The 13,796-nt window shown below is 65.8% G+C and carries 9 protein-coding genes; 3 read left to right on the top strand and 6 right to left on the bottom strand.

Translation table 11 applies throughout. The annotated features are described in order from the left end of the window. From ACP7DW_RS03555 to ACP7DW_RS03545, 3 genes are all read left to right on the top strand, one after another. On the top strand, window positions 1-1,164 hold the full coding sequence (locus ACP7DW_RS03555) for an efflux RND transporter periplasmic adaptor subunit (RefSeq protein ID WP_426053382.1): 1,164 nt from the start codon (window positions 1-3) through the stop codon (window positions 1,162-1,164). Window positions 1,165-1,173: 9 nt separating this feature from the next. Then, window positions 1,174-4,290, top strand: a complete 3,117-nt coding sequence (locus ACP7DW_RS03550) for an efflux RND transporter permease subunit (protein ID WP_426053383.1) — start codon at window positions 1,174-1,176, stop codon at window positions 4,288-4,290. Window positions 4,291-4,421: 131 nt separating this feature from the next. Further along, window positions 4,422-5,399, top strand: a complete 978-nt coding sequence (locus tag ACP7DW_RS03545; RefSeq protein WP_426053384.1) for a hypothetical protein — start codon at window positions 4,422-4,424, stop codon at window positions 5,397-5,399. A gap of 19 nt (window positions 5,400-5,418) precedes the next feature. On the opposite strand, the gene ACP7DW_RS03540 is transcribed toward ACP7DW_RS03545, so the two are convergent. From ACP7DW_RS03540 to ACP7DW_RS03515, 6 genes are all read right to left on the bottom strand, one after another. After that, window positions 5,419-6,159, bottom strand: a complete 741-nt coding sequence (locus ACP7DW_RS03540; RefSeq protein WP_426053385.1) for a tetratricopeptide repeat protein — start codon at window positions 6,157-6,159, stop codon at window positions 5,419-5,421. Between the two features lie 91 nt (window positions 6,160-6,250). Then, a complete protein-coding gene (locus ACP7DW_RS03535; protein ID WP_426053386.1) occupies window positions 6,251-7,648 on the bottom strand; it encodes an efflux transporter outer membrane subunit in 1,398 nt (465 codons plus the stop codon). After that, window positions 7,645-8,814, bottom strand: coding sequence for an HlyD family secretion protein (locus ACP7DW_RS03530; RefSeq protein WP_426053387.1), 1,170 nt, complete (start codon window positions 8,812-8,814; stop codon window positions 7,645-7,647). The genes ACP7DW_RS03535 and ACP7DW_RS03530 overlap by 4 nt, the downstream gene beginning before the upstream one ends. Beyond that, a complete protein-coding gene (locus ACP7DW_RS03525; protein ID WP_426053388.1) occupies window positions 8,801-10,495 on the bottom strand; it encodes an MFS transporter in 1,695 nt (564 codons plus the stop codon). The genes ACP7DW_RS03530 and ACP7DW_RS03525 overlap by 14 nt, the downstream gene beginning before the upstream one ends. A 204-nt stretch (window positions 10,496-10,699) precedes the next feature. Next, the gene (locus ACP7DW_RS03520) at window positions 10,700-13,111 is read right to left on the bottom strand and encodes a catalase (protein WP_426053389.1); all 2,412 of its coding nucleotides are present in this window, start codon (window positions 13,109-13,111) and stop codon (window positions 10,700-10,702) included. A gap of 236 nt (window positions 13,112-13,347) precedes the next feature. Then, window positions 13,348-13,701 (bottom strand): DUF883 family protein, encoded by a 354-nt coding sequence (locus tag ACP7DW_RS03515; RefSeq protein WP_426053390.1) that lies wholly within the window; start codon window positions 13,699-13,701, stop codon window positions 13,348-13,350. Window positions 13,702-13,796 lie beyond the last annotated feature (95 nt).

Genomic DNA, 13,796 nt, shown 5'->3' with positions numbered 1-13,796 from the left:
ATGAAAAAAATGACCTTGAAACCGATGGCGCTCGCCCTTGCCGCCCTTTGCGTGATGCTGGGCGCCGGCGTGGCCCTGTACTCCCCATCCTCCACGGCGGCCGACGATGCCAAAGACAAGAACGCGGCGCAAAAGCCTGCGCTGACCGTCACCACGGCCAAGCCGCAAACGGCCAGCCTGCCCATCAAGCTGAAGGCCAACGGCAACGTGGCCGCCTGGCAGGAAGCCGTCATCGGCAGCGAATCGAACGGCTTGCGCCTCACCGACGTGCGCGTGAATGTCGGCGACGTGGTGCGCGCCGGCCAGGTGCTGGCCGTGTTCTCGAACGACACGGTGAACGCCGACGTGGCGCAGGCCAAGGCCGCCGTGCTGGAAGCGGAAGCGAATGCGGCCGAGGCCGCAGCCAACGCCCAGCGCGCCCGCTCGCTGCAAAGCACGGGCGCCATCAGCGCGCAGCAGATCAGCCAGTACCTGACGGCCGAACAGACGGCCAACGCGCGCATTGCATCTGCCAAGGCGCAGCTGGCGTCGCAGCAGCTGCGCCTGAAATACACGCAGGTGGTGGCGCCCGACAGCGGCATCATCTCCTCGCGCTCGGCCACCGTCGGGTCGGTGGTGGGCACCGGCACGGAGCTGTTCCGCATGATCCGCCAGGGCCGCCTCGAATGGCGCGCCGAAGTGACGGCCACCGAGCTGCTGAACCTGAAACCGGGCACGCTGGCGCAAGTCAAGGCGGCCAATGGCAGCGTCTTGACGGGCAAGGTGCGCATGATCGCCCCTACCGTCGATCCGCAGACGCGTTCCGCCCTCGTCTACGTGGACCTGCCGGCCAGCACGGGCAACAATGCGCCGTTCAAGGCCGGCATGTACGCCAGCGGCGAATTTGAACTGGGGACCTCGGGCGCGCTGACGGTGCCGCAGCAGGCCATTGCCGTGCGCGATGGCTTCAGCTATGTCTTCCGCCTGAATCCCGACCAGCGCGTCAGCCAGATCAAGGTGCAGGCCGGACGGCGCCTGAGCGACCGCATCGAGATTGTAAGCGGCATCACGGCCGACACGACGATCGTCGTCAGCGGCGCCGGCTTCCTCAATGACGGAGATTTGGTCCGTAATGTGAAAACCCCGGCTCAGACGCCGGTAGCTGCACCGGCAGCGAAAAAGTAAGGAGAGGCCATGAACTTTTCCTCCCTATCGATCAAGAATCCGATCCCGGCCATCATGCTGTTCGCACTGCTGACCCTGGCCGGTCTGCTGGCCTACAAGGCCAATCCGGTGCAGGATTTCCCGGACATCGAACTGCCCATCGTCACCGTCAGCGCGGTGTTGCCTGGCGCCGCGCCGGCCCAGCTGGAAACGGAAGTGGCGCGCAAGATCGAAGACTCCGTCGCCACCTTGCAAGGCGTGAAGAACATCTACACCAAGGTGCTCGATGGCGTCGTCACGGTGACCGTCGAATTCATCCTGGAAAAGCAGATCGCCGAAGCCGTCAACGATGTGCGCGACGCCGTCGCCCGCGTGAAGGCGGACATGCCGGCCGAGCTGCGCGACCCCACCGTCACCAAGGCGTCCACCGCCGGGCGCGTGGTGCTGACCTTTATCGCCACGGCGAAACCCGGTGTCGACAATCCGCTCGACTCTCCCGACCTGTCCTGGTTCGTCGACAACACGGTGGCCAAGCGCCTCTTGACGGTGCCCGGCGTGGGCGCCGTCACCCGCGTGGGCGGCGTCTACCGCGAGATCCAGGTGGAACTCGACGAGGCGCGCATGGCCGCATTGAAAGTGTCGGCCCTCGACGTCTCGCGCCAGCTGCGCCTGGTGCAGCGCGAAGCTCCTGGCGGGCGGGGCGACGTCAGCGGCGCCGAGCAGTCGGTGCGCACCATCGCCACCGTGAAGACGGCCGATGAACTGTCGCGCGTGGAAGTGCCGCTGCCGGACGGCCGCCATGTGCGCCTGGACCAGGTGGCCACGGTGCGCGACACCATCGCCGAACCGCGCGCGCTGGCCGAGCAGGATGGCAAGACGGTCGTCGCTTTCGAGGTGTTCCGCACCAAGGGCGCCAGCGAAGTGGCCGTCGCCAAGGGCGCACGCGACGCCATCGCCGACCTGCAGAAGGAAAACCCCAACGTGGTGCTGCAGCAGTCGATCGACAATGCCTTCCCCGTCGAGGAAAACTTCGAAGGCTCGATGGAGCTGCTGTACGAAGGCGCGCTGCTGGCCGTGCTGGTGGTGTGGTGGTTCCTGCGCGACTGGCGCGCTACCCTGGTGGCCGCGGCCGCCCTGCCCCTGTCCGTGATGCCGGCGTTCCTCGGCATCTACTGGTTCGGCTACACGCTCAATACCGTCACCCTGCTGTCGCTGGCCCTGGTCGTCGGCGTGCTGGTAGACGACGCCATCGTGGAAATCGAAAACATCGAGCGCCATCTGCGCATGGGCAAGTCGCCCATGCAAGCGGCCATGGAAGCGGCCGACGAAATCGGCATGGCGGTGATCGCCACCACTTTCGCGCTGGTGGCCGTATTCCTGCCGACGGCATTCATGAGCGGCATTCCCGGCCTGTTCTTCAAGCAGTTCGGCTGGACGGCCGTGCTGGCCGTGCTGGCCTCGCTGGTGGTGGCGCGCCTGCTCACGCCGATGATGGCGGCCTACATATTGAAACCGCTGCCGCACAAGGAAGAACAGGATGGCTGGCTGATGACGCGCTACCTGCACGTGATGCGCTGGTGCCTGAACCACCGCGGCGTCACGGCCATCGCCGCGGCCCTGTTCTTTGTCGGCGCGATCCTGCTGGTGCCGCTGCTGCCGACGGGCTTCGTGCCGGCCGCCGACCGCGCGCAGACGCAGATCAACCTGGAACTGCCGCCCGGCTCCACCCTGGCCGAAACGCAGGCCGTGGCAGCCATGGCGCGCGACGCGGCCATGCAGACGCCTGGCATCAAGGGCGTCTTCAGTTCGATAGGCGGCGGCTCCAGCGGCGATGCCTTCGCCCCCGGCGCGGCGGCCGAGGCGCGCCGCGCCGTGCTGACCCTGACCACCGTGCACCGCACCGAGCGCAAGGAATCGATGGCGGGCCTGGAAACGCAGCTGCGCCACAAGCTCGATACGATCCCCGGCGCCCGCTTCACGGTGGGGCCGCCCGACACTGGCGTCAAGATGCAGCTGGTGCTGCGTTCGGAAGACCCGGTGGCGTTGATGGCGGCGGCGCAAAAGGTCGAGCGCGAGCTGCGCGGCCTGAAAGGCATCGGCAACGTCAATTCCAGCGCCTCGCTGGTGCGCCCGGAAATCATCGTGCGTCCCGATTTTGCCAAGGCGGCTGACCTGGGCGTGACGGCGGCAGCCATCGGCGAGACGGTGCGCGTGGCCACGGCCGGCGACTACGATACGGACCTGACGAAAATGAACCTGCCCGAACGGCAGGTGCCGATCCGCGTCAAGCTGCCCAACAGCGTGCGCGCCGACCTGGCCGCCATCGAGCGCCTGAGCGTACCCGGCAAGAATGGTCCCGTGCGCCTGGCGAACGTGGCCAGCGTGACGATGGAAAGCGGCCCGGCACAGATCGACCGTTTGAACCGCAGCCGCAACGTGACGCTCGACGTGGAACTCGGTTCGCGCACCCTCGGCGAATTGAATGAAGAAGCGCGCGCACTGCCGTCGATGAAGAATTTGCCGCCGTCCGTGAAGATCGCCGAACTGGGCGACGCGCAGGAAATGGCTTCGCTGTTTGCCAGCTTCGGCCTGGCCATGCTGATCGGCGTGCTGTGCATCTACTGCGTGCTGGTGCTGCTGTTCAAGGACTTCATGCAGCCGGTGACCATCCTGGCGGCGCTGCCCTTGTCGATCGGCGGCGCCTTCGTGGCGCTGCTGATCACGGGCAGCGCCCTGTCGATGCCGTCGATGATCGGCCTGATCATGCTGATGGGGATCGTCACGAAAAACTCGATCCTGTTGGTCGACTATGCGATCCTGGCGCGCCAGGCCGGCATGAACCGCTTCGACGCGCTGGTCGACGCCTGCCACAAGCGCAGCCGGCCCATCCTGATGACGACGATTGCCATGGGCGCCGGCATGATGCCGCTGGCGCTGGGCTGGGGCGCCGATCCGAGCTTCCGTTCGCCGATGGCGATCACCGTCATCGGCGGCCTGATCACCTCGACTTTATTGAGCCTGCTGGTGGTGCCGGCCGTGTTCACCTATATCGACGACCTCGAGCACCTGCTCAAGCGCGGCATGGCGAAACTGCGCCGCCAGAAGGCACCGCTGCGGCGCGATGACAGGGCGGCGCTGGAAAAATAAGCGCCGCCATTGTTTGCAAAATCGCCCCCTGCGGGCAAGGAAGCGAAGGACCGGCCGCCAGGCCGCGCTCCCTCGCTTCCATCTATCTGGCATACTGCGCCCATTCTCCATGAACGCAATCTGCCCTGCCTATGAATTACCGCACCCCGCTCGTCCTGCTAATGGTATCCGCACTGCTCGGCGCCTGTTCGGACAAGACCACCGCCGCCAGCACCGACGCGGCAGCTGACGTGGTAGCTGCTGTCCCCGCCGCCGCTGACGCAGCCGACACCGCATCGGCCGAACATGTGCCGCCGCCGGCCGCCACCGCGCCCAAGACGGAAGAGATGAACACGCCGCAGGCGCGCGAGCGCGAGGCGGGCATGATGCGCGCCGTCTTTGGCAAGGACTACCGCGGCGACAGCGACGATGCGCTGGCCGACCTGCCCGATCCGGACAACCATGTCGACAAACTCAGTTATGTCGTCAGTGCCGTCAGCCACAGGCTGCTGCCCGATGGCCGCGCCATCCTGGTGGCGAATGCGGAAACGGCCAACACGGAAGGCACGGCGGAATCGGCGCACGCCTCGCCGGGACTGTTGAACGTGTTTTTCCTGGCACCCAAGGGCCAGCCGGAAGACGGCCAGTGGCAAGTCGTGAAACGCCTGGAAAACATCGCCGCCCTGGGTTCGTCGGGACAACTCGGTGAGGTCCACTGGATCATGCTGGGTGCGAACAAGCCGGGACTGGCGATCCGCCACGGCTATACGGGCCAGGGTTACACCATCACGCAACTGGCCCTGTTTGAAATCGGCGACGGCAAAGTGACCGCGCTCGATGGCGGCATGGACCTGTACTCGGACAATATGGGCGCCTGCACGCCGGACATGGATGAATGCTGGATGGTCGACGGCAAGTGGCGCTTCGCTCCCGCGCGCAACGGCGGCGCCTACGACGACTTGCTGATCGATTTCAAGGGAGCGTCCGAAAAGATCAAGCCCGGCGTCACGGTCAAACCGGACCAGGACCCGCCGCGCATCGCCACGCCCTTGAATGGCCACGCGCGTTATGGCTTCGATGGCAAGGGATATAAACTGATTGAGGGCAAAAATACGGTGCCTGGCGTCTGAGCCAGGCACCGGCAACAAATCAGCGGCGTGCCGCCTCCAGGCGCGCCAGCAGCGGCGCATACATGGTCCGCGTATGGCTGCTCCAGCGGTCCATGGCGCTGTCGATGTCGAGCAGCAGGCGTTCCGACAACACCTTGTCGCCCTGCTGCAGCGCCCAGATCGCGTATTCGGCGCGGCACTCGAAGCTGTTGTAGCGCGTCAGCGCGTCGTCGAATTCCGCCTTCGCTTCCACCTGGCGCCCGCTTTGCGCCAGCGCGCGCGCCGTCAGCAGCGACACCATCTCGGGACGGAAATGGATGTCGCTGCGGCGGATGATTTCCAGGTGTGTCAAGGCCTCGGCGCCGCGCGCGCATTCCAGGTAGGCGCGCGCCGCGCCCAGGCGAATTTCCAGGTCCGATGAAAATGCTCCCTGCAGGCAGGCTTCATACGTCGATGCCGCTTCCTGCGCATCGCCCGCTTCGAGCAGCGCGCTGGCCAGGCGCATCTGGTTTTGCGCCGTCGGCGTGTACTCGAAGGCGGCCCTCGCCTCGCGCAGTTCCCGATTCGGATCGAGCACCTGCACGGCCACCGAAGCGACCTTGCGCGCGCCTTGCGGCAGGCGCGAATTGGGCAGGTAGATGGCGAAGAAATACACCACGCTGCCCAGCAGCGGGAACATGAATAAAATGAGCAGCCAGTACAGCTGCTGCCCGTTGCGCACCACGTGAATCGCAAAAAATACTGCGATCAGGATGTGGATGCCTATGCCAAAAATCGTCATATTACAACCTCGTTCGTGACGGGAGCCGCTGGCACCATGCCGCAGCTTTCCCTGGTCAGAATATTACACTGGCAGCGCCGTGCACACGCGCCTATTGCGTCTTGGCCGACCAGCCGCCGCCCATGGCCCGGTACAGGTCCACCGAGGCGACGAGGATGCGCGTCTTCAGCTGCAGCAAGCCCACTTCGGCGCTGTACAGGGTGCGCTGGGCATCGAGTTCTTCCAGGTAGGAGGCGTAGCCATTGCGGTAGCGGTTGTGCGCGATGCGCAAGGTGTCCGCCGCTGTGGCGCGGCGCGCGTCGTTTTCCACGGCTTGCTGCTGCAGCCGATAGATGGCGCCCAGGCTGTTCTCCGTTTCGGCGAAGGCGTTGCGCACCACGTTTTCATACGTGTACACGAGTTGGTCGCGCTGTGCGCCGGCCGCATCGGTCTGCGCCTGCACGCGCCCGCCATCGAACAGGGGGCCGGCCGCCAGGGCCGTCAGGCGCCACAGGGCCGTCGGCGCATGCAGGAAATCGGTGAGCGTCGTGGCTTGCCCGCCGCCCGCCACCGTCAGCTTGAACGAGGGCAGCAGCTGGTCGCGCGTGGCGGCCAGGCTGGCGTTGGCGGCCGCCAGGTTGTGTTCCGCGCGCGCGATGTCGGGCCGCCTGCGCAACAGTTCGGACGGCAGACCGGCAGGCACGCCCGGCGGCGCCAGCTCGGCCAGCGGCAAGCCGCGCGCAATGGCGCCAGGATTGCCGCCGACGAGGATGGCCAGCGCGTTTTCCTGCTCAAAAATCTGCCGCTGCAGCTGCGGCACCTGCTCGGCCGCCGCATGGTATTCCGATTGCGCCTGCAGCCATTCCAGGCGCGAACTGTAGCCCACCTCGAACTGCTTGCGCGCCAGCTCGCGCGACTGTTCGCGCAGCTGCAAGGTCGATTGCGTCAGCGCCAGCTGCGCGTCGAGTCCACGCAGATTCAGGTAACTCGTCGCCACGCTGGCGGCGATCGACAGGGCCGCCGCATCGAGGCTGGCCTGCTCGGCGCGGTAGCTTTCGCCGGCCGCGTCGCTCAGATTGCCCAGCCGGCCCCACACGTCGATTTCATAGCTGGCCTGCAGTTCGGCCTGGAAGACATTCGTCACATACGGCTTGCCGCTCGACGCCAGGGTGCGCGCGCGCGTGGGCGAACCGTCAAAGGCCAGGTTCGGCGCGCGGTTCGCGTCGGCCTGCGCCAGGCGCGCGCGGTATTCCTGCACGCGGGCGCGCGCCACGCGCAAGTCGCCATTGCGCGCCAGCGCCTCGCCCACCAGATCACTTAGCACGGGATCGCCGAAGGCCTGCCACCACAGCTGTTCCACCTGCGTGCCATGCGCGGACACTGCGCCGCCCTCGGCTGGCGCGCGCCAGCCGGACGGCAATTGCAGGGCCGATGCGGGTTGCGGTGGCGCGTTGGCGGCGCAGCCGGCCAGCGCCAGCACGCCGGCCATCAGCCATGCGCGGCGCTTCATGGCTTGGCTTTCTTTGGCGCAGGCGGAGGCGCCGGATTGTCCGCCGAGTCATTCAGCACGGCGGACGTGTCGACGCTGACCACCACCGACATGCCCGGCACGAGCCGGCGCGCATTCGCCTGCCCTGGATCGATGCGGATGCGCACGGGAATGCGCTGGGCAATTTTGAGGTAGTTGCCCGTCGCGTTATCGGCCGGCAGCACGGAAAATTCGGAACCGGTGGCCGGCGAGATGCGCTCCACCTGGCCCGTCAGCACGGCGCCATCGAGCGCGTCGACGTGGAAGGTGGCGCTCTGCCCCTCCTGCACGCCGTTCATCTGCGTTTCCTTGAAATTGGCGATCACCCACATCTGGCGCGGCACCAGCGCCATCAGCTGCGCGCCGGAGTTCACGTACGCGCCCTGGCGCACCGTCACCTGGCCCAATTGTCCATCGGATGGCGCCACGATGCGCGTGTTATCGAGGTCGATCTTCGCCGCCTTGACGGCCGCCTGCGCGTTCGCCACAGCCGCTTCCAGGGCCTGCTTGTTGACCAGCACCGATTGCACGCTTTGCTGGGCGATATCGAGATTGGCGCGCGCCTGCGCCAGCGCGGCCGCCATCTGCGCCTGCGTGGCGCGCGACTGGTCGTGTTCGCGCTGCGACAGCGAACCGTCAGCCACCAGCTGCTCCACGCGATTCAGATCGGCGCTGGCCTTGCGCGCCTGCGCTTCCGCGTTGGCCAACGCCGCCTCGCTGACGGAAATGCCCGCCTGCGCGCTGGCCTTCTGCTGCGTCCAGTTCGACAGCGCCGCCTGCTGCGCCGCCAGTTGCGCCTGCGCCTGCTCGTAGCGCTGCTGGTAGATGCGGTCGTCGATGCGCACCAGCAGCTGCCCTTCCTTCACATCCATGAAATCCTGCACCGTCACTTCCACCACATAGCCGGACAGCTGCGTGCCGATGATGGTCACCTGCCCGCGCACGGTGGCGTTTTCCGTCGTCACGATGGGGCTGGTGAACGGCGGTAAACGCCACGCGTACAGCACGATCAGCACGCCCACCAGGGCCACGGCGGCAAAGGCCAGCGCGGACAGCCACTGGTGGCGCCGGTCCGGCTGCGCCATGGAAGGGGCGGCGGGTGCGGGTGCGGTGGGAGCTGCTGGCGGCGTGCTGTTATTTTCTGTCATTGCTCGGTTCCGAATTGGTAATGGGGACGATGGCCATGGCCGTCTGCGCATCGCGCACGGGGCCGACCAGGCGGCGCGCGCCGGTAGTGATGCGGCTCCAGGACTGGCTGACCAGCATCCACAGCAAGGTGGTGATGGCGACGCCGGCGATCATCAGAAAGACGTCATTGTAGGCGAGGACATTGGCTTCGCGCGTGGCGACGGCGCCCAGGCGCGCCACGCCCTGGGCGCTGCGCAATGCCGGATCAGCCAAGACGCCGCCGTAGCTGGCGGCGCCCGACTGCACGCGCGCGGCCACCTGCGGGTCAAGCATGGTCAGGTGCTCGACCAGATAGCTGGAATGGTATTTTTCGCGCGCCGTCTGGATGGTGCCGACGATGGCCGAACCAAGCAAGCCACCGAGGTTCTGCGTCATGGTAAACATCACGGAAAAACTCACCAGGTTGCGCGGTTCGGCAATCACGGCGCCCATGCCGGCCACCATGGTGGGGCCGAGGAAATACGTGCCGCCAAACGCCAGCAGGAACTGGCTGACATACATATTGACGGGGCGCGTCTGGCTGGTGGCGTGCGCGTCGATCAGGGCGCCGGCGGCGATCAGCAGCAGCGCGAACATCAGCGAGCGGTGCAGCGTCTTCGGATTGATCGTCAGCGCGCTGACCACCAGCCCCGCCACGCTGCCCAGCAGGACCACGATGAACAGGTGCTGCATCTGGTCCGTGTTCAGGCCCAGCGCCTGCAGGAAGCCCACCGCCCCCGTCGATTCGGACAGCACGATGCGAAACAGCAGCACCGATAAAAACAGCTTGGCGATCTTGCCCGTGGTGAGCCAGCGCGTATTGAGCAGCGGGCGCGCGCGATTATGCTCGATGGCCAGCGAGGCGGCGATCAGCACGATGGAGCACGCCAGGCACACGCCCACCCACTCGGACTCCATCCACCACGCAGTGCGCCCCTGCGCCAGCACGGCGCACAACAGGGCCACGCCGGGCGCGAACAGGATGAAGGTGAGGAAGTCGAGCGGCTCGAACGTCTGCACGCGGTCGCCGGGCGGCAGTTTCAGGGCCAGCACGCAGCCCAGCGCCAGCAGGGCCAGTCCCAGTTCGAACAGGTACAGGCCATGCCATTCGCCGATCTGCAGCAGTTCGGAAGTGAAGATGCGCGCCAGGGGCAGCGCCAGCTGGGCAAAGCCCAGGCCCAGCACCACGCCTTTCAGGCGGTGCCGCGCGGGAAACGCCTGCAAGGTGTAGTACAGGCCCAGCACGCCCAGCGCGCCGCCCACCATGCCATGCGCGGCGCGCACGGCGATCGCCGACGGCAAGGTATTCGCATACAGGTGGGCGAAGGTGACGAGCGCGTACAGCACCAGGAACGCTTCCGTAAACAGGCGCAGACCGAACTGCTGGCGGAATTTCACCAGCAGCAGGTTCATGGAAACGATGGTCATCACGTAGGCGGCCGGCAGCCATTGCATCTGGTAGGCATAGGCGGCCAGCGAACCTTGCAGGTTCAGCAGATTGGCCGTCACCAGGCCGTTGCCCAGCCCTCCCGTCAGCGCGACGATCAGGCCGACGATGAAATACGCGACACGCTTGGGCGTCGAATGTTCGGGCATCGATGGCGACCCGGGCAAGGTCGGGCGTTCGCCCGGCCCCCAGGTGCGAGGTGTGTACTTGTCCATGCGGTAATCGCGATCCGGTTTGCTGAAGCCGTTCCTTGCTGCTATCGAAATAGTTGCAAATGAACAGTTCTAGTCAGCAGCATATCACCGCAGGACGTTTTTATTGTTTACATTGTTGCATGGCGTTGCGCATGCGGCGATAACAGGGTAGGCAACGGGACCGGCAGGGGCCGGCCGATCCCGCCCCTGCGCTGGTGCAGTCACCTACACCCTCGGCGGGTCCGTTTCGCGCGCGAACGCCCGGTGCGCCGCCAGCGCCTTTTTAAAAGCCGCCACGGCTTTCACCACGTCGCCGGACGCTGCGACGATGACGGCGGGATCCGGCTTTCCATCGGGCAGCGCCGCCGGCACGCCAGCCTTGTCCAGCAAGCCCTTGCCCGCGCCGATGGCCAGCAGCGGCTTGCAGTGGCGGTATTGCAGGCGCAGGAAGTCGAGCGCGTTGGCGTCGTCACCCAGTTGCTGCACGGCGCCCTGGCCGTCGGGCACGACGACGGCGTCGAACAGCACGGACGGTCCCGCTTCGAGCGAGATTTCCACGTCGAGCGGCGCACCGCCGCTGGTATCGACCCGGCCAAGCTGGCTGCCCACCAAGCGCGGCACGGCGCCATCGGACAGCAACGCGGCATAGATATTGCGCACCTGCGCGCCGTCGCTGCCCGGCCCCACCAGGATGGCCACGCGCAGGGTATGGATGCCAGTCTTGCCGGGGCGGAAAAAGAGCGACAGCGCTGGCGACGGCGCATACGCGGGCAGCGGCTGCAGGGAGGCGCGCGGCATGGCCGGCGGCAGCGCCAGGCCCAAGGCATCGGCCAGCTCCTGCGCCAGGGTTTCGTCGACATTGCGCAGCATGGCGACGATGCGCTGGCGGATCACCACCGTCTGCACCTTGCTCAGTTCAAAGCGGAACGCGTGCACAATGTGGTCTTGTTCGATAGGCGTCTGGCTGATCCAGAACAAACGCGCCTGACCATAATGCTCGGCGAATTTCTCGGGCTTGCCGCGCACCTTGTCGCCTTCGGCGGGCGCGGGAAAACTGTTGAAACCCTTGGCGCCCGCCTGAAACGGGCAGCCGCCCGCCAGCGAATTGGGCTCGTACGCGACCCGGCCACGGTTGATGGCCTGGCGGTGGATGCCGTCGCGCTGGTTGTTGTGCAGGGGCGCCAGCGGGGAGTTGATGGGGATTTCATGGAAGTTGGCGCCGCCCAGGCGCGTGATCTGCGTGTCCACATACGAGTGGATGCGGCCCTGCAGCAGCGGGTCGTTGGAAAAATCGATGCCGGGTACGATGTGCGCCGTGCAAAAGGCCACCTGCTCCGTCTCGGCGAAAAAATTGTCGGGATTGCGGTTCAAGACCATCTTGCCGACGGGGACCAGCGGCACCAGTTCTTCGGGAATCAGCTTGGTGGGATCGAGCACGTCGAACGGAAACGCTTCGGCCTGCGCTTCCGTGAACACCTGCAAGGCCAGTTCGTATTCGGGATACTCGCCGCACTCGATGGCTTCCCACAGGTCGCGCCGGTGGAAATCGGAATCGGCGCCGCTGATCTTGACGGCTTCGTCCCACACGAGGGAATGCGTGCCGGCCATCGGCGACCAGTGGAATTTGCAGAACACGGACTGGCCCTTGGCATTGACCAGACGGAAGGTATGCACGCCGAAGCCCTGCATCATCCGATAACTGCGCGGGATGGCGCGGTCGGACATGGCCCACATCAGCATGTGCGTGATTTCCGGCGACAGCGAGGCGAAATCCCAGAAGGTGTCGTGCGCGCTGGCCGCCTGCGGCATGCCATTGTGCGGCTCGGGCTTGACGGCGTGGATCAGGTCGGGGAATTTCATCGCATCCTGGATGAAGAAGACGGGGATGTTGTTGCCCACCAGATCCCAGTTGCCTTCATCCGTATAAAACTTCACGGCGAAGCCGCGCACGTCGCGCGCCGTGTCGGTGGAACCGCGTTCGCCGGCCACGGTGGAAAAGCGTACGAAGACGGGCGTGCGCTTGCCCGCCTTGGCGAACAGCGCCGCGCGCGTCAGCTTGCCTTGCTCCTTGTAGCATTCGAAGTAGCCATGGGCGGCCGAACCGCGCGCATGCACGACGCGCTCGGGGATGCGCTCATGGTCGAAATGCGTGAGCTTTTCACGCAAAATAAAATCTTCCATCAGGGTGGGACCGCGCAAGCCCGCTTTCAGGGAATTCTGGTTGTCGCCCACGGGCACGCCCTGGTTGGTCGTCAGCACGCAGCCGCTGTCGTCGGACCTGGCGCGGTCCAGCGAGGCATTCGCGGCACTCTCACCCAGCGCGGGCTGGCCAGCGCCCGTCTTCGCAGAAGCTATCGTTTCGCCCGCGGTGCTGGCCGTGGCCAGCGCTTCGCCGGTTGCCACATGCACACCCTGGAGCGGCGTGCGCGCGGCCTCGCCGTACTGGCCGTCCTCCTTGGGATTGACGGCCATGGCGGCAGCCAGCTGCTGGCTGGCTGCCGTTTTTTGCAGCAGCGCGCGGGTCACGTCATTGTCCGCGCCCACGCTGTGCGGCGCATTGCTGTCGGATGGGCCGGACATGCTGCTCAAGACGGAACCCGCACCGTCCGTGGACGGCGTTTTCTTGGTGGTAGCCATTACATCTCCTGTGAGTAGTTTGCCCCGGGAGAACGCTACAACTCCCTCATTCAGCGCACGAACAGGGCAATCAAAATAATGATGGGAATAGGTATGCCGATCAACCACAACAAAATGGAGCGCATCATCACTCTCCTTTACTGCTTGCTACTGTGCGCGTGGGCACTGGCCCGCCCCGCCATGACGGCGAAGGGAACAGCGCCCACGACAAACTACCTGGCCGGACTGCGTAAAACTTATTTACGCGAACCCAACAGTTTCGACAGGCCATAACCGGCCGCCGCCGCAATCAGCAGCGACATGGCCGGGCGCTCGCGTACATAGCCGCGCCCCGTTTCGCCGGCGCGCTGGCAGGCGGCGCTCAATTGCTTGCCGCGCGCCATCAGGGTTTCGGAGGCCTTGCTGACGCTGTCGCTGACCTGGTCGATACGGTCGCCCACCTGGTCCACGCCTTCGTGGGCGCGCGTGGCGACCTTGTCGGCCAGGGGCTGGGCCTGGCTTGCCACCTTGTCGATGGTGCGGTGCAAGTCCTGGCGGGTATCCTGGGTGGTGCCGTTCATCTCGGCGCTGGTTTTTTCAATCGCATTCATGGTGGTTTCCTTTAACAGTGAATAATTTCAACCATGCTCGATGCCGTGACCGAATCATGATTCTCCTCGCTTCGGGGAAAAAGAAGCGGCTAAAC

This window comes from Janthinobacterium sp. PSRC1-1, from assembly GCF_049897525.1.
Taxonomy (GTDB): domain Bacteria; phylum Pseudomonadota; class Gammaproteobacteria; order Burkholderiales; family Burkholderiaceae_D; genus Janthinobacterium; species Janthinobacterium tructae.
This window is presented reverse-complemented; position numbering and strand designations above follow the sequence as displayed.

Bases quoted from the DNA above. Each gene is read 5' to 3' on its own strand.
- ACP7DW_RS03555 (WP_426053382.1), top strand. From the start codon at position 1: ATGAAAAAAATGACCTTGAAACCGATGGCGCTCGCCCTTGCCGCCCTT.
- ACP7DW_RS03550 (WP_426053383.1), top strand. From the start codon at position 1,174: ATGAACTTTTCCTCCCTATCGATCAAGAATCCGATCCCGGCCATCATG.
- ACP7DW_RS03545 (WP_426053384.1), top strand. From the start codon at position 4,422: ATGAATTACCGCACCCCGCTCGTCCTGCTAATGGTATCCGCACTGCTC.
- ACP7DW_RS03540 (WP_426053385.1), bottom strand. From the start codon at position 6,159: ATGACGATTTTTGGCATAGGCATCCACATCCTGATCGCAGTATTTTTT.
- ACP7DW_RS03535 (WP_426053386.1), bottom strand. From the start codon at position 7,648: ATGAAGCGCCGCGCATGGCTGATGGCCGGCGTGCTGGCGCTGGCCGGC.
- ACP7DW_RS03530 (WP_426053387.1), bottom strand. From the start codon at position 8,814: ATGACAGAAAATAACAGCACGCCGCCAGCAGCTCCCACCGCACCCGCA.
- ACP7DW_RS03525 (WP_426053388.1), bottom strand. From the start codon at position 10,495: ATGGACAAGTACACACCTCGCACCTGGGGGCCGGGCGAACGCCCGACC.
- ACP7DW_RS03520 (WP_426053389.1), bottom strand. From the start codon at position 13,111: ATGGCTACCACCAAGAAAACGCCGTCCACGGACGGTGCGGGTTCCGTC.
- ACP7DW_RS03515 (WP_426053390.1), bottom strand. From the start codon at position 13,701: ATGAATGCGATTGAAAAAACCAGCGCCGAGATGAACGGCACCACCCAG.